The following is a 17,119-nucleotide window of genomic DNA, read 5'->3' as shown; positions in this document are numbered from 1 at the left end:
TTCCGGGGCGTGCAACGAATGTTGGTTTGCGTCTCAAAGCGGTCCCGCGCGGCGCGCCCGCGGCGGCATTCAGCGGTCGCGCTTGCGCCGCACGTACAGCTGTTTGCGGACTTTGGCCACTACTTCGCCGCTGGCGTCGGTGACCTCGGTGTCGAACCAGCGCAGGTATTTGTCGCCGCCGGCGGTGGCTTCGCGCAGTTCGCGCAGCACCTCGTCGTCCAGGTCGAACCGGGCGCGCACGGTGCCGCGGCCGGGTTTGACGAATTCGATGGCGCCGGCGCGGTCCCAGACGATGTAGTCCCGGCCCAGCGCGTTCATCGCCAGCAGCATCCAGAACGGGTCGGTCATCGCGAACAGGCTGCCGCCGAAATGGGTGCCGACGTAGTTGCGGTTCCACGGCCGCATGCGCAGCTCGACGCTGGCGTGGCGGTAGTCGGGCGCGATCTGGGCGACGTGGATACCGGAGAACAGGAACGGCGGCCACAGGTTCAGGCCGTGTCGCAGGGTCGAGGCTTTCATGCAGGCGCAGGTGGGGAAGGCGTGCCTAGCCTGCCATACGGTAGCGTATAGTCAAGCCTCGAGGCGGCTTCGATGGATTCGGGCCGCCGCGGATGCGGCGCGCCGGCCTGGGCCGGGCGCCGCCGGTGGCTCAGAACAGCAGCGAGGACATCTTGCGCCGGTACTTGCCGACCAGGTCTTCGTCGGCGACCACCCGGAACGCGTCGATCAGGGCCTTGCGCGGCAGGCCGTCCTGGAAAGCGCGGTCGCGGCGCAGCATTTCGATGAACTGCTCCAGGCCGGGCTCGTCGCGGCCGGCGGCGATCAGGCGCGCACCGAGCAGGTAACGCGCCTGCAGGTCCTCGGGTTGTGCGGCGACCGCCGCTTCCAGGGTCGGCACCGGCGGCGCGTCCTTGCTGGCGGCGATGAAGCCCAGGCGGGCGCGGGCGCGCAGGCTGCGGTCGTCGGTGGCCAGGTTGGCGGGCAGGGCGTCGAGCAGTTGTTCGGACTCGTGCGCCGCGCCGGTGTCGAGCAGGGCCAGGGCCAGATCGAGCCGCAGTTCGGCCTTGTCCGGCTGCCCGGCCACCTCAGAGCGCAGGCGCACGACTTCGGCGTGCGGATCGAGCGCGGGCACTTCGGCTTCGATGGGTTCTTCCACCGGCGCGGCGGCCGGCTCGATGCCGTGGTGCTTGAGGAATTCGCGCACCGCGCTTTCCGGCAGGGCTTCGGCGAAACCGTCCACCAGTTGCCCGTCCTTGACCAGGAACACGGTCGGGATCGAGCGGATCTGGAACGCGGCGCCGAGCTGCTGCTCGGCCTCGACATCGACCTTGGCCAGTTCGAACGCGCCGTGGTATTCGCCGGCCAGCTTTTCCAGGATCGGGCCGAGGGTCTTGCACGGCTGGCACCATTCCGCCCAGAAATCGATCAGGACCGGCGTCGTCAGCGATTTCTGCAGGACCTCGTCCTGGAAGCGGTCGGCGGTGGCGTCGAAGACGTGGGGTTTGGCGGGTGCGGTCATCGGCTGGCTCGTGAGGCTGTGCGGGGTCGAAACCCGAGGTGGGGGCGATGCGCGCGTCAGGCAAGCGGTGGCCCGGCCGGCGCGCGCCGCGGCAGCGCACGCTAGCATGTCGCGATGAAACGCTCATCGAAACCGGCCGCCGCTGGGGCTGCGAATTCCACTGTCGGCGAGGCCGCGATCGCGCCCGGCGCGCGCGCGCTCGCCGTGGCCGCGGCGCTGTGTTGCGTGGCGGCGTTGCTCGGTTTCGGCGCGGCGCTCGACGGTTATTCGCAATGGCTGCATCCGCCGGGTTTGCTCGGCGCGCGCGGCATCGAGCGCGCGCTGGCGTTCAATCTGCTGGCCTATGTCGGCCCGGGGCTGGTGTTGGCCTGGATCGCGTGGCGATTACGCGATGCCCTGCAGGCGCGGGGCGCGTCGGCGCGGATCGGCGCGTGGCTGTGGCTGTGGTCGGCGCTGGCCTGGGCGGCTCAGGGCGTGGCGTCGCTCGATCCGCAGGATCTGGACGCGCAGGCCAGCCGCCTGCATGCGCTGGCGTGGCTGCTGTGGTGGCTGGCGTTCGTGCCGGGCGCGCTGTTGCTGGCGCGGGCGACGCTGGGCACGCCGGCATGGCGGCGTTTCGGCGCGATCGCGCTGGCCTCGGCGGCGGTGCTGTGCTTGGCGATCGTCCTGGCCGATCTGCGCGTGGCGCCGTCGGCGCCGGCGCAGCGCGTGGCGCTGCTGGCGTGGCTGGCGGCCTATGTCGCCGCGGCGTGGCCGCGGCGCGGATCGTCGGGATGAGCGCGCGCGGTCGGGTGGCGCGGCACGCGAACCCGACCCGGCTTGCGTCGCAACGCGCGGGCGATCAGCTCGCGCAGGTCCTGCGCTGACACATGCGGAACATCACATCGCACTCCAACTGCGGGCCGGGCCAGTTGTTCTGATTATCGAGGATGCATTGCTGGCGCTGCGCCTCGCAGTCGCAAGGCTCGCTGGCCCGCAGCGTGGCGGTGAAACCGAAAGCGGCGGTGGCGATCGCGATCGCCAGAAGGGTGCTGCGCTGCCATGCGATGTGCATCGGTCATTCCTTGGAAGATGCGGCGGCGGTCGCCGCGGGAGTGGTGCCGATGCCGCAACAAGGCCAGTCGTGACCGGCGCCCATCGCGGAACGAATTCCGCATAGGCCTTGTTGCGGCAACGGCGAAACTTGGCATCGGCTCAGGGGCAGGCGCTCACCAGGCATCGATCGAACGAAGCTTGGCAAGCGGCCTCGCGCGCCGGCGTGGTCGCGTGCTCCAGGCAGATATCCAGGCGTTCCTGGCAGAACGGGCATCGCCCCGCGGCCTGCGAGGGTGTGGCGGTGAACGCTGCGGCGAAACCGAAACAACCCGCGGCGAGCGCGGCGATCAACGACCAGGATTTCATGCGAACTCCTTTTCTCAGGGGCGCGAACGGTCCGGGTGGGTGCGAGAGTGACGTTGGTCCGCGCGAACGTGGTCCGGTCTCATGACTTATGTCACGGCGTCGCCATGATCGCCGTGACCGCGCTCACGGGCGCGGCAATGCGCCGGCGTTCGATGCCGTCGCGCTGGCCAAACTGAGGACTCGGTCGGAACCGCGGCCGTTCGGGGCGTGTGATCGCCCGGCGTCGTGATGGCGGTCAGCGGCATGTCGTTCGCGGAACGGCCGCGCGATATCGCATGGCTCGCCGCGGACAAGCGCAGCGCAAAAAACAACGCCCCGGCCGCAGGACGGCCGGGCGTGGATGGTTCGCGCAGACGGTCAGTACGCGCTCACAGCGCCTGCTTGTAGACCTGTCCGTCCTTCATCACGAAATCGACGTTCATGACCGTGTTGATGTCCTCCACCGGATCGCCCTTGACCGCGACGATGTCCGCGCGCTTGCCCGCTTCGATCACGCCCTGATCGTCCACGCCCAGCACTTCCGCGGCGCGGATGGTCGCGGCCTGCAGGGCCACCGACGCGGGAATGCCGGCTTCGACCATGTACAGGAATTCGCGCGCGTTATCCCCGTGCGGGCCTACGCCCATGTCGGTGCCGAAGGCGATCTTGACGCCGTTCTTGTACGCGTTGGCCGCGGTCTGCTGGATCAGCGCGCCGATCCGCGCGGCCTTGGGCCGCACCACTTCGGGGAAGTAGCCCTCGATCTTGGCCTTGTCGGCGACGAAGCGTCCGGCGTAGATGGTCGGAACGTACCAGGTGCCTTTCTGTTTCATCAGCGACATGACCTCGGCATCCATGTAGGTGCCGTGCTCGATCGAGGTGACGCCGCCAAGCACCGCGCGCTTCATGCCCTCGGTGCCGTGCGCGTGCGCGGCGACGCGATAGCCGTAGTCCTTCGCGGTATCGACGATGGCTTTGACTTCTTCCACCGTGAACTGCGGCGCGTCGCCGGAGCGCGCGTAGCTGAGCACGCCGCCGGTGGCGGTGATCTTGATGACGTCGCTGCCTTCCTTGTAGCGCTGGCGCACGGCCTGACGCGCGTCGTCGATGGAATTGATCACGCCCTCGGTCGGGCCGGGCGGGCCGATCAGGTGCGAGAGCGCGTCGTTGTAACCGTTGGTGGGATCGGCGTGGCCGCCGGTGGTGGCGATGGACTTGCCGGCCGCCCAGATGCGCGGGCCATCGACCAGGCCCTGGTTGATCGCATCGCGCAGGTGCGGCGCCACTTCGCCGCCCAGATCGCGCACGCTGGTGAAGCCGGCCAGCAGGGTTTTCTTCGCGTAGCCGACCGAGCGGAAGGCGAAGTCGGTGTCGTCCAGGCGGAAGCCTTCCGAATAGCTCTGCGGGCTGGATTGCGAACTCATGTGCACGTGCAGATCGGTCCAGCCGGGCGTGCAGGTGTGCTGGGACAGATCGATCGCGCGCGCGCCGGGCGCTTCGCTGCGGCCGTCGAGGATCTTCTCGATCTTGCCCTCGCGCACGACCACGGTGCGCGCCGACAGAATTTTCCCGCTGCGCGCGTCGAACAGGCGTCCGCATTGCAAGGCCACCGGCTCGGCGGCGGCGACGGCGGCGTGGACGGGCGCGGCGAGCGCGCCGGTGCTGGCGGCGAGAACGATCGATACGGCGACGGACAGGCGGGTCATGAGCAATTCCGGCTGAGTGCGGGCGTGGGCGCCCGGAGATTCGCCGCGCGGCGCGCAGGACGAATCGCGATATGCATCGACCAGCGCAGCCGCGCGAACAGGCCCCTGCGCGACTGCCGAAGCCGTCGCAGCATGCAAGCCGGGCCGGCGACGGGTCAACGTGACTAACGTACTAGTCGGCGTGCGCGCCGCGGCGGCGAGGGCCGCTATCGGGCGATGACGGCGCGGCATGAGCCGGATCCCGCGCGAATCCCGAGTCTTGCCGCAGGGCGGGGCGAGCGCGGTTGCGCGCTCGCTTTCGGCCCGAATCCGCGGATGTCCGCACCCGATTCGATCAAGGAGCCACGCATGAAAACCCGATTCCTCATCGCAGCGCTGTTCGCGTTGTGCAGCACCTGCGCTTTCGCGGCCGGCGAAGGCGGCGAAGGCAATAACGGCACCGATCGCGCCAACCGCCAGCCGCCGGTGGTGTGTCCCGCCGGCGAGACCGCGCTGCCGGCGACCGGCGCGGACGGCAGGATCGTCTGGGTCTGCACGCGCGACCGCGAGCCGACGCCGCTGTAATTGCCTTCCAACTGCCTCGGCATCGACTGGAGTTGCTCCAACAACCAGTGACCGGCCGGGCGGTTGGGCTGTCGCGGCCTTGCCCGCCAACGGCCGCCGGCCTGAAACGCCGGCGTATGGTCGGCGGCCCAAGCGCCGCCGGCCAGGCGCGATCCCGATTCCGTAACCGGGTTGGCCAAAAAACCTCGCCGCGGCGGTTGCGGGCGGTTGCCAGCGCGGCCGGGGCTGCGCAAGGTGGGCGCCGGCAGGGAGCCATTACGGACCGGGGGTTCCAGGCCATCGCCACGTCTGTCCGGTTCGCCACAGCGAGTCGATTCTTTTATGAGCAAGTTGATCTGTCCGGCCCTGATCGTGGCCGCCTGCGTTCTGTCCTTCGCCGTCAACGCGGCCGAGCGTAAATCCGCGTCGGCGCCCGGCGTTATCGCCAGCTCCGACATCTTCAAGCCCTTGCCCCAACCCTGCCCGGTGGGCAAGAGCGAGCAGGTGATCTACGACAAGACCGGCCGGCCGGTCGCGCGCGTTTGCGTGTGAGTTGAGGTCCCCGGGCGATCGCCCGTTGCGACCCGGAGCGCCGACCGCGCTCCGGGTCGCGGAATGAACGCACGGCGATTTCGCCTGCCGATAGCCTCGCCGCGCGTGATCCCCGCGGCACGATCGCGGGCCAAAGCGGGCCCGGATCGCGGAATCGCGCCCATCGACCGGCGCCGGTGCGTGGCGGGCTTTTGTGCGCTGCGGTAGGCTTGCCGGTCCTGTCCCATCGCCACTACCTGCCTGTGTCCGACGCCGCCCCCGCCCCGAACGACCCCCAGAACGATCCCCTGGCCTTCGAGCCCGGCCTGATCGAAGCCGCCGCGCAACGTTTCTGGGACGGCACGCGCGCGTTCGAGGTCGATGAGCGCTCGGACAAGCCCAAGTACTACTGCCTGTCGATGCTGCCGTACCCCTCCGGTGCGCTGCACATGGGCCACGTGCGCAACTACACCATCGGCGACGTGATCAGCCGCTACAAGCGCATGACCGGCTTCAACGTGCTGCAGCCGATGGGCTGGGACGCGTTCGGCCTGCCGGCGGAAAACGCCGCGATCAAGAACAACACCGCGCCGGCGAAGTGGACCTACGCCAACATCGCCCACATGAAGGCGCAGCTCAAGACGATGGGCTACGCCATCGACTGGTCGCGCGAATTCGCCACCTGCACGCCGGACTACTACGTCCACGAGCAGCGCATGTTCGTGCGGCTGATGAAGCAGGGCCTGGCCTATCGCAAGAACTCGGTGGTGAACTGGGATCCGGTGGATCAGACCGTGCTGGCCAACGAGCAGGTCATCGACGGCCGCGGCTGGCGCACCGGCGCCTTGGTCGAGAAGCGCGAAATCCCGCAGTGGTTCCTGAAGATCACCGACTACGCGCAGGAACTGCTCGACGGCCTGGACACGCTGCCGGGCTGGCCGGATGCGGTCAAGACCATGCAGCGCAACTGGATCGGCCGCAGCGAAGGCCTGGAAATCCGCTTCGACGTGCGCGACGAAGCCGGCAACCCGGTCCAGCCGCTGACCGTGTTCACCACGCGTCCGGACACCTTGATGGGCGCGACCTTCGTGTCGATCGCCGCCGAGCATCCGCTGGCCGCGCATGCCGCGCAGACCGACGCCGATCTGGCCGCCTTCATCGCCGAGCTGCGCAAGGGCGGCGTGTCCGAAGCCGAACTGGAAACCCAGGAGAAGCGCGGCCGCGACACCGGCCTGCGCGCGATCCACCCGGTCAGCGGCGAAGAAGTGCCGGTGTACGTGGCCAACTTCGTGCTGATGAACTACGGCACCGGCGCGGTCATGGCCGTGCCCGGCCACGATCAGCGCGACTGGGAATTCGCCAAGCGCTATCACCTGCCGATCAAGACCGTGATCGTGCCCGACGCGGTGCGCGACGCGCTGGCGGAAATCGCCGGCGACATGGTCACGCACAAGGACCCGATGAGCAGCGCGCTGGGCAGCGCGCCGTCGGTGGACGTGTACGAAACCAGCGCCGCGGTGCAGGTGGTCGAGGAGTTCCAGACTTCGATCCAGGAGCAAGGCCCGTGGACCGAGCGCGGCTGGCTGGTCAATTCGGGCGAATACGACGGCATGGATTTCCAGCAGTCGCTCGATGCGCTGGCGGCGCGGTTCGAAGCCGAAGGCCGCGGCAACCGCCGGGTCAACTTCCGTCTGCGCGACTGGGGCGTGAGCCGCCAGCGTTATTGGGGCTGCCCGATCCCGGTGATCCTGTGCGCCAAGTGCGGCGACGTGCCGGTGCCGGAAGACCAGTTGCCGGTGGTGCTGCCGGAAGACGTGGAATTCAGCGGCGTGGCCTCGCCGATCAAGGCCGACCCGCAGTGGCGCAAGACCACCTGCCCGAACTGCGGCGGCGCGGCCGAGCGCGAAACCGACACCTTCGACACCTTCATGGAGTCGAGCTGGTACTACGCCCGCTACACCTCGCCGGGCGCGGCCCAGCAGGTGGATGAGCGCGCCAAGTACTGGACGCCGGTGGACCAGTACATCGGCGGCATCGAACACGCGATCTTGCACCTGATGTACTTCCGCTTCTATCACAAGCTCATGCGCGACCAGGGCCTGGTCGACAGCGATGAGCCGGCGACCAACCTGATGACCCAGGGCATGGTGATCGCCGAGACCTTCTACCGCACCTTGCCCAACGGCGGTTTCGACTGGATCAACCCGGCCGATGTCGAGATCAAGCGCGACGACCGCGGCCGCATCACCGGCGCGGTGCTCAAGGCCGACGGCGAGCCGGTGCAGATCGGCGGCATCGAGAAGATGGCCAAGTCGAAGAACAACGGCGTCGATCCGCAGTTGATGGTCGGCAAGTTCGGCGCCGACACGGTGCGCCTGTTCTCGATGTTCGCCGCGCCGCCGGACCAGTCGCTGGAGTGGAACGAAGCCGGCGTCGAAGGCATGGCGCGGTTCCTGCGCCGCGTGTGGGTGTCGGTGCACAAGCACGTCGCCGACGGCGCGGCGCCGGCGCTCGATCTGGCGGCATTGGATTCCGCGCAGAAGGTCCTGCGCCGGCAGTTGCACGAAGCGATCCAGAAGGTCGGCAACGATTACGGCCATCGCCACAGCTTCAACACCGCGATCGCCGCGGTGATGGAGCTGCACAATCACTTGTCCAAGTTCGACGACGCCAGCGGCAACGGCCGCGCGCTGCGTCAGGAAGCCTTGACGGCGATCGTGCTGCTGCTCAACCCGATCACCCCGCACACCAGCCACGCGCTGTGGCAGGTGTTGGGGCATGGCGAGACTCTGCTGGAAGACCTGGCGTTCCCGCAGGCCGATCCCTCGGCGTTGACGCGCGATTCGGTGACCCTGGCGGTGCAGGTCAACGGCAAGCTGCGCGGTACCATCGAGGTGGCGGTGAATCTGCCCAAGGATGAGGTCGAGCGCTTGGCGCTGGCCGAGCCGAACGTGGTCAAGTACATGGAAGGGCTGACCGTGCGCAAGGTGATCGTGGTGCCGGGGAAGATCGTCAATATCGTTGCTTCGTAAGCTTCGGGGCTTAAAAGCAAATCCCCCTCGGTCCCCCTTTTTCAAAGGGGGAAGACAAGCACGGTGCTGCGGTGGTTGCGCAGGCTGACGATGCGGCCGAGGCGACGTCCTATCCAACTCGCACCACCCCCACCCGAAGCATTCCCCCCTTTGAAAAAGGGGGGCTAGGGGGGATTTGCTCTTTACCCCCAAACCTCAATCGATCAAGCCCCCCATGCCCGCAATCCTCTACTGCCACCCCGACTCCGGCTTCAGCTACAAAGCCGCACTGGCCCTGCGCCTGCTAGGCATCGACTTCGAACAGCGCCACGTCAACATCCGCATCCCGCGCGACCAGCGTTCGCAGGAATTCCGCGACCTCGCCGCGCACGGCGAAATCCCGGTGCTGCTGATCGACGATCTGGTGCTGTGCCAGTCCAACGTGATCCTGGACTACCTAGCCACCCGCCAGGACGCCCTGGGCGAGGGCATGCGCCGCTTCGACGGCGCCGACACCGAACAGCGCCTGCATGTGCGCGAATGGCTGTCGTGGGAAGCCAACCGCATCAGCCTCAACCTCGCCCATTCGCGCTACGGCCGCCAGTTCGGCAGCTACGACCCGGCCGTGCTGGCGTGGTACGACCGCCGCTCCACCGCCGATCTCGACCGTCTGCAGCAGCAACTGAGCCTGACGCCGTGGCTGGCCGGGCCGGCGCCGACCATCGCCGATGTGGCCTGCATGGGCTATCTGTGCTTCACGCAAGAGCCCTGGGCGCAGGACGCCGGCGTCGCCATGCAGTCCTGGGCGCAGCGCTGGCCGGCGCTTGAGGCCTGGTACCAGCGCCTGCTGGCGCTGCCGGGCGCGCAGAGCGCGCAGGAGCTGTTCGCCGGCTACGAACTGCGCTACTGACCGGCGTTGCGCGCGATCTGTGCGCCTGGTCGCCGGCCTTGCCGCCTTTGCGTGATCCCGCGCGCATCGCCGCGCCAGTTCGCATCGTGCGGGCCCCGCGCGGTTCAGTCTTCCTATTGATGCCCGCAGCCGCCTCGTCCAGACTTCGCCCATGACGCCTCGCTCCCTTCTTACCCGCACGTCGCTCGCCGCGCTCGTGCTGACCCTGTCGGCCTGCGGATTCCAGCTGCGCCAAGCCCTGGTCCTGCCGCCCGACCTCGGTCCGGTGCGGGTGGTCTCGGCCGACCGCTACAGCCCGCTGGCCGAATCGCTGGCCCAGGCCCTGACCCGCGCGGGCGCCGTGCCGGCGCAGCCGGACTCCAGCGAAGTCGCCGTCCTCGACTTGCTGTCCGAGCGCTGGGGCGACACCCCGGCCGCGCTCGACGAACTCGGCCGCGTGCAGGAATACAGCCTGCGCTACGCGGTGGTGTTCGAACTGCGCAAGGCCGACGGCAAGGCGCTGGTCCCGCGCCAGAGCATCGAGCTGTCGCGCGACTACGTGTCCAACCCGACCAACGCCATCGGCACCGAAGGCGAGCGCGAAATCCTGATGCGCGAAATGCGCCGCGAGATGAGCGCCGCGGTGCTGCGCCGGGTCGGCGCGGTCAGCGAACGGCGTTGAGCCGCTCGCGTCCGCCGCATCCGTCCCGCCGGCGCTAGCCTGCCGCCATGGAACTCACGCCCGAGCGCCTGCTCGCCCAGCTCGACCAGGAAGCGCTGCGTCCGGTCTATCTGATCGCCGGCCCGGAACCGCTGCGCGTGCTCGAAGCCGCCGACGCGGTGCGCGCGTCCGCGCGCAAGCAGGGCATCGCCGAGCGCGAAATCTTCGAAGCCGAAGGCAACCAGCGCGAACCCGACTGGAACGCGATGTCGGCCTCGTTCCGCGCCCCCAGCCTGTTCGCCAGCCGGCGCCTGCTGGAACTGCGCCTGCCCACCGGCAAGCCGGGCAAGGAGGGCGCCGAGGTCATCAGCGACTTCTGCGCCGATCCGCCGGGCGATGTCAGCCTGCTGATCACCGCCGGCGAATGGAGCAAGCAGCACGGCGGCAAGTGGAGCGAAACCGTGGCCAAGGTCGGGCATGTGGCCGTGGCCTGGGCGATCAAGCCGCACGAACTGCCGGACTGGATCGAACGCCGCCTGCGCGCGCGCGGCCTGCGCGCCGATCGCGACGCGGTGCAGAGCCTGGCCGACCGGGTCGAGGGCAATCTGCTCGCCGCCGCGCAGGAAGTGGACAAGCTGGCGCTGTTGTCCGACGGCGAAACCTTGAGCGTCGAGCGCATGCAGGCGCTGGTCGCCGATGCCGCGCGTTTCGACGTGTTCCGGGTGCTGGACGCAGCCATGAACGGGCAGGGCGCGCAAGTCTCGCGCATGCTCGCCGGCCTGCGCGCCGAGGGCGAGGCGGTGCCGGCCCTGCTCGGCATGGTGGTGATGGAATTGCAGCGCACCGCCGCCTTGGCGCGGGTCGCCGCGCGCGGCGGCAATATCGCTTCTGAATTCAAAGCGCAGCGGATCTGGGACTCCAAGCAGCCCATGTACCGCCGCGCCCTGCAGCGTCACGACGCGCGCCGCTGGGAAGGCCTGCTGGCCCAGGCCGGCCGGGTCGATCGCATGGCCAAGGGCCGCGAAGCCGGCGACGCCTGGGTGGCGCTGGAGCGCCTGCTGCTGGCGGTGGCCGAGCCGCGCGCGCTGCGCCTGCTCTCGGTTTCGGCCGTCTGAGCCGCGTGCGGCCATGAGTCTGCTCGTTTTCTACGGTGGCACCTTCGATCCGATCCACGACGGCCATCTGGCCATCGCCCGCGCCGCGCGCGACGCGCTCAGCGCGCGGGTGCGGCTGATGCCGGCCGCCGATCCGCCGCATCGCGCGCCGCCCGGCGCCAGCGCCGAACACCGCGCGCGGATGCTGGACCTGGCCGTGGCGGGCGAGCACGATCTGGTTGTCGATCGCCGCGAACTGCGCCGCGACGGCCCGTCCTACAGCGTCGAGACCCTGCGCGAAATCCGCGCCGAAGTCGGCCCTGAGCAACCGCTGGCGCTGCTGGTCGGCGCCGACAGCTTTCTTGACCTGCCCAAATGGCGCGAATGGCAGGCCTTGTTCGAGCTGGCCCATTTTGTCGTCGCCGAACGTCCCGGCAGCCCGCTCGACCACGAGCGCGTCGAGGCCATCGCAGCCAATCGCGAGACGACCGAAGTTGACGCCTTGCGCGGCGCGCCGGCCGGGCGGGTCTATCGCCTCCATCAGCCGCTGTATGCCGAATCGGCCAGCCAGGTCCGCCAGCTGATCGCCGCCGGCCAGGCCTGGCAGCCGTTCGTGCCGGCGCCGGTGGCCGCCTACATCGAACGCCATGGTTTGTACGGGGTTCCGATCCAGCGCGGAGCGGTGGTCTGAGCGGCCGTTGCGGGCCGTCTCAGGGCGGCCCGATCCGGGCCGGCGCGTCTGTGCCGCGCGATCCGCACGCTGTCGCATGGCCCTTCGGTATAATCCCGGCACATCTCCCGTATTAACGAGCCGCATCCTCTTGACCAGTCAAGCCCAAGTCATCAAGACCCAGCTGCCGAACCCGCCGCCGCCGATCGAACTCCTGCTCAAGACGGTCCACGCTGCGGTCGAAGAACTCAAGGCCAAGGATGTCGTCGAAATCGATGTGCGCGGCAAGAGCAGCGTTACCGATTTCATGGTCGTCGCCTCCGGCACCTCGACCCGCCACGTCAAGTCGATCGCCAACGAAGTGGTCAAATTCGCGAAGAATCTCGACGTCATGCCGCTGGGCGTGGAAGGCGAGCGCGAGGCCGAATGGGTGCTGGTCGATCTCGGCGACGTGGTCGTGCACGTCATGCTGCCGCGCGTGCGCGAGTTCTACGCGCTCGAGCGCCTGTGGACGGTCGGCGACCAGCCGCCGCCGCCGGAAGGCTACGAAGGCAAGTTCGAGACCGACGACGAAGATCGCTTCTGATCCGATCGCCGCGTTTCGCATCGCAGGCAATACACGACGGCGCCTACGGGCGCCGTCGTCGTTTCCGGCGGGCGGTTTCCGCGCGCTTCGCGCCGCCGCAAGCGCGCAAAGAAAAAGGGCGCCGACGGCGCCCTTTTTCGTACTGCCCAGATCGAGCCGTCAGTTGCGCGACTGCAGTTTCGACAGCAGGCGCAGGAACTCGATGTACAGCCACACCAGCGTGACCATCAGGCCGAACGCGCCGTACCACTCCATGTACTTCGGCGCGCCTTGCTCGACGCCGGTTTCGATGAAGTCGAAGTCCAGCACCAGGTTAAGCGCCGCCACCACCACCACGAACAGGCTGAAGCCGATGCCGATGATCCCCGAGTCGTGGATATACGGAATGTTGATGTTGAACATCCGCAGCACGATCGAGGCCAGATAGAGCAGGGCGATGCCGCCGGTGGCGGCGACCACGCCGAGCTTGAAGTTCTCCGTCGCCTTGATCAGGCCCGTGCGGTAGGCGGCCAGCAGCGCGAACAAGGTGCCGAAGGTCAGCATCACCGCCTGGATCACGATGCCCGGGAAGCGCGCTTCGAAGATCGAGGAAACAGCGCCGAGGAAGAAGCCCTCGACCAGCGCGTACAACGGCGCGGTCACCGGCGCCCAGGTCTTCTTGAAAGTGGTGACCAGGGCCAGGATCAGGCCGCCGATCATGCCGCCCCACAGGTACGGCGCCCCGCCGACCACGCCCTGTTCGGTGATCTGCACCTGGCTCCAGGCGAAGGACGCGGTGAGCACCGTCAGCAGGAGCAGGAAGCCGGTCTTGTTGACCGTACCGTTCAGGGTCATCACCTGATCGCCGCCGCGCACCACGTTGCCGGTGCCGAGGTCGAGGAAGGTGGATTCCTTCAATGCGGGATTGCCGCTGCGCATCATGGTCGTGCTCCTTTTTGAAACGCATCGCCGGGGCCGGCCGATACTTGAGAATGAGTACTAATTGGGGCTGAAGCATACACGGCGCAAGCGCGGCCCATGCCGGGCAAGACGTGTCTATCTGTGCCGGCGTTCAAACCGATTCGCAACGGTCGCACGGACAGGATTGACAGTGTCCGGACTGCCGCCCACACTATGCGGCCTTTCGCGGCATTGGCGTGCAACGGAAGTCCCGGCTCGGGGTATAGCTCAGCCTGGTAGAGCGCCAGCTTTGGGAGCTGGATGTCGTGGGTTCGAATCCCTCTGCCCCGACCATCCATAGCATCAGGGCGGACGTCAGTTAAGATTCAACTCTGGCGCCCGTAGCTCAACCGGATAGAGCACCGGCCTTCTAAGCCGGTGGTTGTGGGTTCGAGTCCCGCCGGGCGCGCCACGTTTTGTATTAAGATTCGCCTCAGGCAAGTCGCTTCACCCCGCAAGTGTTTATGGTGGATGTAGCTCAGTTGGTTAGAGCACCGGATTGTGATTCCGGGGGTCGCGGGTTCAAATCCCGTCTTCCACCCCAAATTTTTAGTTGTGCGGCACGCAGTAGTTCGTTATAGTGTCGCTCCGGTTTTATCGGGCTGTTAGCTCAGTTGGTAGAGCAGTTGACTCTTAATCAATAGGTCCAAGGTTCGAATCCTTGACAGCCCACCAAATTGAAAGGCCTCTGGAGCGATCCAGGGGCCTTTTTCTTTGCCTCGAAAAAACTGGCCGGACTTTCCGGCGCCTGGCGGCCGGCGTAACAAGCGGCGCTGCATGTCGCGGCGCGCGGCGCTCGCGCATGGCGCGTTGCGCGAACTCGACAGATCGCTCGCGCCGCGGCTACGTCGAAGGCGGGTCGACTGAGCTTGCTCCACGCGCTTATGCGCTCCGCGTTTTCGCTCGCCGCCGGATCGACAGGAACGCGCGCGCTCATGCAAAGGGCAGGGTGACTAATGCCACGTTCTCGACCCGGCCGGGCCTGTGCTGTGATGTCAGCGCGAACTCATACGGCCCAGCCCCGGCGCACTGCGCGGGCTCATTCCAGGATTGACGCCATGTCGAAACCTTTGCGCTCGATGGTTCTTCTCGCAGCGCTCGCGATGCCCGTTTTTGCCCACGCGCAGCCGCAGCGCGGGCCGGAAATCCGCATCGACGATGTCACCCGCTTCTATGCCTTGTACGACGCCACCGGCGGCCATCCGACCGTGGAGCAGATCCAGGACGACTACCTCGCCAAGGGCACGCAGAGCCTGAGCGAATTCGCCGCGGCCAGGCGCGTCACCGCGCAGCGCATCGCCGAGCAGTTGGCCAGCGATCCTGCGATGTACGAAAACGCCAAGCAGTGCCTGACCGCGCTGCCGGCGGTCAAGCGCCGGCTCGTGGCGACGTTCCGCAAGCTGTCGTCCCTGTATCCCCAGGCCCGGTTTCCGCCGGTGGCCATCGTGGTCGGCCGTGGCCGGCCGGTGGGAATCACCAATCCCGCCGGCGTCACCATCGGCCTGGAAGCGCTGTGCTCGGCGGATTTCATGAATCCGAATCCGGAAGATCGCTTCGTCCATGTGATCGCGCACGAATACGCTCACATCCAGCAGCGCGTTTCCACCGATTTCGAGAAAGGCGATCCCAGGGCCACGGTGCTGCGGCATGCGATGGCCGAAGGCGTGGCCGAGCTGATCGCGCAGATCACTTCGGGCAATGTCGCCAATGCCCGCCATGCCGAATGGACGCGCGGCAAGCAGGCGCAGATCGAAACCAAGTTCGTGCGCGAAATGGACGGCACCGATCTGTCCGACTGGTTCTTCAACTATCGCAAGGGCTCCGACGACCCCTACGACCTGGGTTACTGGGTCGGCTACCGGATCGCGAAGTCGTATTACCTTCAGGCCGACGATCGCAAAGCCGCGCTCAAGCGCCTGATCGAGCTCGACGATCCCAAGGCGTTTCTGGCGCAGAGCGGATGGACGCCGGGCATGCAGTTGCCGGACTCGGTCGCAGGCAGGGACTGAGCGAGCCGGCGTTCGAGCAGCCGGCTTCGCTCAGCAGCGTTTCGTCTTGCGCGAGAGGCCGGCGCCGATCAGCCGAAGCGATCGGCCATGGCGTCGGTGGCGGTCACCAGCACATCGACGATCGCCGGGTCGGCCGCGCTGTGGCCCGCGAGCACGATGCGAAGCTGCGCTTCCGGCCATGCCGTGGCCAGATCGATCGCGCTCTTGACCGGGCAGATCATGTCGTAGCGTCCTTGCGCGATCGTCGCCGGAATGTGGCGGATGCGGCCGACATCGCGAAGCAGCTGATCCGGCTCCAGGAAGATGTCGTGGCGAAAGTAGTGCGCTTCCGCGCGGGCGACGCTGATCGCCACGTGCGGTTGTTCGAAACTGCCCGGTTCTTCCGGATCGTGGATCAAGGTGGTGCTGCCGCCCTCCCAATAGCCCCAGGCCAGCGCCGCGGCCAGACGCACCGCCGGGTCGTCGCTGTCGAGCCGGCGCCAATAGGCCTCGGTCAGATTGTCGTGCTCTTCTTCCGGGATGTGCGCCAGGTAATGCGCCCAGCGTTCCGGGAATACCCAGCGCGCGCCGCCGTCGAGTTCGTTGAACCAGCGCAGCTCGCCCGGCCGGCCCAGGAAAATTCCGCGCAACACCAGCCCGAGCACGCGCTCGGGATGAGCCTGAGCATAGGCGAGCGAGAGCGTGGAGCCCCACGAACCGCCGAACACCACCCAGCGTTCGATGCCGAAGTGCGCGCGGATGGTCTCGATGTCGGCGACCAGATGCTGCGTCGTATTGTCGCGAAGCTCGGCGTGCGGCGTGGACTTGCCGGCGCCGCGTTGATCGAACAACACGATGCGATAGCGCTTGGGATCGAAGAAGCGGCGGTGATAAGGCGACACGCCCGCGCCGGGGCCGCCGTGCAGGAACACCACCGGTAGGCCGTCGGGATTGCCGCATTCTTCGATGTGCAACTCGTGCAGATCGCTGACGGCGAGGCGATGGGTCTGGTACGGCTCGATCTCGGGATATAGCTCGCGCACGGCTGAGGTTCCGTTGGGTTTGCGCGAGCATAGCCGCGGCGGTCGGCGAACAGAATCCGGATGCGGTGGCTGCTTGTTTGCTAGCGATGGCGACTGGATGCCATCGCGGCGGTGCAGGGCGCGAGCGGCGATCGTCTTGCGGAAGATCGGGCGCGCAGGCGATTTTTTACCGGCGCATGGCTAGAATGCGTCGGCCGCATCGCACGATGCCGGCCCATGCGAAAGTGGCGGAATTGGTAGACGCACTGGATTTAGGTTCCAGCGGGTAACCCCCGTGCGGGTTCGAGTCCCGCCTTTCGCACCAAGGCGTCCGGCCTGAAGGCCAGACGCCTTGAATGCAGCAATGGCCGGTCACCCCGGCCGTGCTCTTAACCAACAGGGCAGGTGGCCTCCCGGTCGCCGACTGCCTTGCGTCGCCGCCCGAACCGGCCCCGCGACCGTCTCACCAGCTCAAGATTCAGCTCGATAGCGGCAGCCGGAAGCACCCCCCAGCCCCGCTCAGGCCCGGCCCGCCCCCGATTTCGTCCCCCAAAAACGCCGAATTGCCCGCAAAACCCCA

At 67.7% G+C, this 17,119-nt stretch carries 17 protein-coding genes and 5 tRNA genes; 15 read left to right on the top strand and 7 right to left on the bottom strand.

Annotated features, from left to right (window positions below; genetic code table 11):
- Nucleotides 1–69 precede the first annotated feature (69 nt).
- Nucleotides 70–519, bottom strand: a complete 450-nt coding sequence (locus tag AB4Y92_RS04910) for a DUF4442 domain-containing protein (protein WP_441818620.1) — start codon at nucleotides 517–519, stop codon at nucleotides 70–72.
- Nucleotides 520–649: 130 nt separating this feature from the next.
- The gene (locus AB4Y92_RS04905; RefSeq protein ID WP_441818619.1) at nucleotides 650–1,519 is read right to left on the bottom strand and encodes a tetratricopeptide repeat protein; all 870 of its coding nucleotides are present in this window, start codon (nucleotides 1,517–1,519) and stop codon (nucleotides 650–652) included.
- A 114-nt stretch (nucleotides 1,520–1,633) separates the two neighbouring features.
- On the opposite strand from AB4Y92_RS04905, the gene AB4Y92_RS04900 reads away from it, so the two are divergent.
- Nucleotides 1,634–2,296 carry a hypothetical protein gene (locus tag AB4Y92_RS04900; RefSeq protein ID WP_441818618.1) on the top strand — a complete coding sequence of 221 codons (663 nt, stop codon included), beginning with the start codon at nucleotides 1,634–1,636 and terminating at the stop codon, nucleotides 2,294–2,296.
- A 64-nt stretch (nucleotides 2,297–2,360) separates the two neighbouring features.
- On the opposite strand, the gene AB4Y92_RS04895 is transcribed toward AB4Y92_RS04900, so the two are convergent.
- From AB4Y92_RS04895 to AB4Y92_RS04885, 3 genes are all read right to left on the bottom strand, one after another.
- Nucleotides 2,361–2,573 (bottom strand): hypothetical protein, encoded by a 213-nt coding sequence (locus AB4Y92_RS04895; protein WP_441818617.1) that lies wholly within the window; start codon nucleotides 2,571–2,573, stop codon nucleotides 2,361–2,363.
- Between the two features lie 140 nt (nucleotides 2,574–2,713).
- The gene (locus AB4Y92_RS04890; protein WP_441818616.1) at nucleotides 2,714–2,920 is read right to left on the bottom strand and encodes a hypothetical protein; all 207 of its coding nucleotides are present in this window, start codon (nucleotides 2,918–2,920) and stop codon (nucleotides 2,714–2,716) included.
- A 368-nt stretch (nucleotides 2,921–3,288) separates the two neighbouring features.
- Nucleotides 3,289–4,605 (bottom strand): amidohydrolase family protein, encoded by a 1,317-nt coding sequence (locus AB4Y92_RS04885; RefSeq protein WP_441818615.1) that lies wholly within the window; start codon nucleotides 4,603–4,605, stop codon nucleotides 3,289–3,291.
- A 348-nt stretch (nucleotides 4,606–4,953) separates the two neighbouring features.
- Between AB4Y92_RS04885 and AB4Y92_RS04880 the strand changes: the two genes are divergently transcribed.
- The 8 genes from AB4Y92_RS04880 (at nucleotide 4,954) to rsfS (ending at nucleotide 12,590) form a co-directional block, all read left to right on the top strand.
- Nucleotides 4,954–5,169 (top strand): hypothetical protein, encoded by a 216-nt coding sequence (locus AB4Y92_RS04880; protein WP_441818614.1) that lies wholly within the window; start codon nucleotides 4,954–4,956, stop codon nucleotides 5,167–5,169.
- A gap of 321 nt (nucleotides 5,170–5,490) precedes the next feature.
- Nucleotides 5,491–5,700 carry a hypothetical protein gene (locus AB4Y92_RS04875; protein WP_441818613.1) on the top strand — a complete coding sequence of 70 codons (210 nt, stop codon included), beginning with the start codon at nucleotides 5,491–5,493 and terminating at the stop codon, nucleotides 5,698–5,700.
- A gap of 287 nt (nucleotides 5,701–5,987) precedes the next feature.
- Nucleotides 5,988–8,711 (top strand): leucine--tRNA ligase, encoded by a 2,724-nt coding sequence (gene leuS / locus AB4Y92_RS04870; RefSeq protein WP_441818816.1) that lies wholly within the window; start codon nucleotides 5,988–5,990, stop codon nucleotides 8,709–8,711.
- 214 nt (nucleotides 8,712–8,925) lie between these two features.
- The gene (locus tag AB4Y92_RS04865) at nucleotides 8,926–9,600 is read left to right on the top strand and encodes a glutathione S-transferase family protein (protein WP_441818612.1); all 675 of its coding nucleotides are present in this window, start codon (nucleotides 8,926–8,928) and stop codon (nucleotides 9,598–9,600) included.
- Nucleotides 9,601–9,751: 151 nt separating this feature from the next.
- On the top strand, nucleotides 9,752–10,261 hold the full coding sequence (locus AB4Y92_RS04860; protein WP_057943592.1) for an LPS-assembly lipoprotein LptE: 510 nt from the start codon (nucleotides 9,752–9,754) through the stop codon (nucleotides 10,259–10,261).
- A 47-nt stretch (nucleotides 10,262–10,308) separates the two neighbouring features.
- Nucleotides 10,309–11,355 carry a DNA polymerase III subunit delta gene (gene holA / locus AB4Y92_RS04855; RefSeq protein ID WP_441818611.1) on the top strand — a complete coding sequence of 349 codons (1,047 nt, stop codon included), beginning with the start codon at nucleotides 10,309–10,311 and terminating at the stop codon, nucleotides 11,353–11,355.
- A gap of 13 nt (nucleotides 11,356–11,368) precedes the next feature.
- Complete coding sequence (gene nadD / locus AB4Y92_RS04850; RefSeq protein WP_441818610.1) at nucleotides 11,369–12,025, top strand: nicotinate-nucleotide adenylyltransferase; 657 nt, start codon at nucleotides 11,369–11,371, stop codon at nucleotides 12,023–12,025.
- Nucleotides 12,026–12,155: 130 nt separating this feature from the next.
- Nucleotides 12,156–12,590: a ribosome silencing factor gene (gene rsfS / locus AB4Y92_RS04845; protein ID WP_057943589.1), complete on the top strand. Its 435-nt coding sequence runs from the start codon at nucleotides 12,156–12,158 to the stop codon at nucleotides 12,588–12,590.
- Between the two features lie 159 nt (nucleotides 12,591–12,749).
- On the opposite strand, the gene AB4Y92_RS04840 is transcribed toward rsfS, so the two are convergent.
- Entirely contained in the window at nucleotides 12,750–13,508 is a 759-nt protein-coding gene (locus tag AB4Y92_RS04840; RefSeq protein WP_441818815.1) for a Bax inhibitor-1/YccA family protein, read from the bottom strand.
- 238 nt (nucleotides 13,509–13,746) lie between these two features.
- Between AB4Y92_RS04840 and AB4Y92_RS04835 the strand changes: the two genes are divergently transcribed.
- From AB4Y92_RS04835 to AB4Y92_RS04815, 5 genes are all read left to right on the top strand, one after another.
- A tRNA-Pro gene (locus AB4Y92_RS04835) sits at nucleotides 13,747–13,823 on the top strand.
- 41 nt (nucleotides 13,824–13,864) lie between these two features.
- Nucleotides 13,865–13,941, top strand: a tRNA-Arg gene (locus AB4Y92_RS04830).
- A gap of 55 nt (nucleotides 13,942–13,996) precedes the next feature.
- Nucleotides 13,997–14,073, top strand: a tRNA-His gene (locus AB4Y92_RS04825).
- 55 nt (nucleotides 14,074–14,128) lie between these two features.
- Nucleotides 14,129–14,204: transfer RNA gene (locus tag AB4Y92_RS04820), tRNA-Lys, on the top strand.
- A gap of 428 nt (nucleotides 14,205–14,632) precedes the next feature.
- A complete protein-coding gene (locus tag AB4Y92_RS04815) occupies nucleotides 14,633–15,538 on the top strand; it encodes a DUF2268 domain-containing putative Zn-dependent protease (protein ID WP_441818609.1) in 906 nt (301 codons plus the stop codon).
- Nucleotides 15,539–15,606: 68 nt separating this feature from the next.
- On the opposite strand, the gene pip is transcribed toward AB4Y92_RS04815, so the two are convergent.
- Nucleotides 15,607–16,560, bottom strand: a complete 954-nt coding sequence (gene pip / locus AB4Y92_RS04810; protein ID WP_441818608.1) for a prolyl aminopeptidase — start codon at nucleotides 16,558–16,560, stop codon at nucleotides 15,607–15,609.
- A 218-nt stretch (nucleotides 16,561–16,778) separates the two neighbouring features.
- Here pip and AB4Y92_RS04805 point away from each other — a divergent pair.
- Nucleotides 16,779–16,864, top strand: a tRNA-Leu gene (locus AB4Y92_RS04805).
- The last annotated feature ends 255 nt before the right edge of the window (nucleotides 16,865–17,119 follow it).

This window comes from Lysobacter sp. TAB13, assembly GCF_052113885.1.
Classification (GTDB): domain Bacteria; phylum Pseudomonadota; class Gammaproteobacteria; order Xanthomonadales; family Xanthomonadaceae; genus Lysobacter; species Lysobacter gummosus.
This window is presented reverse-complemented; position numbering and strand designations above follow the sequence as displayed.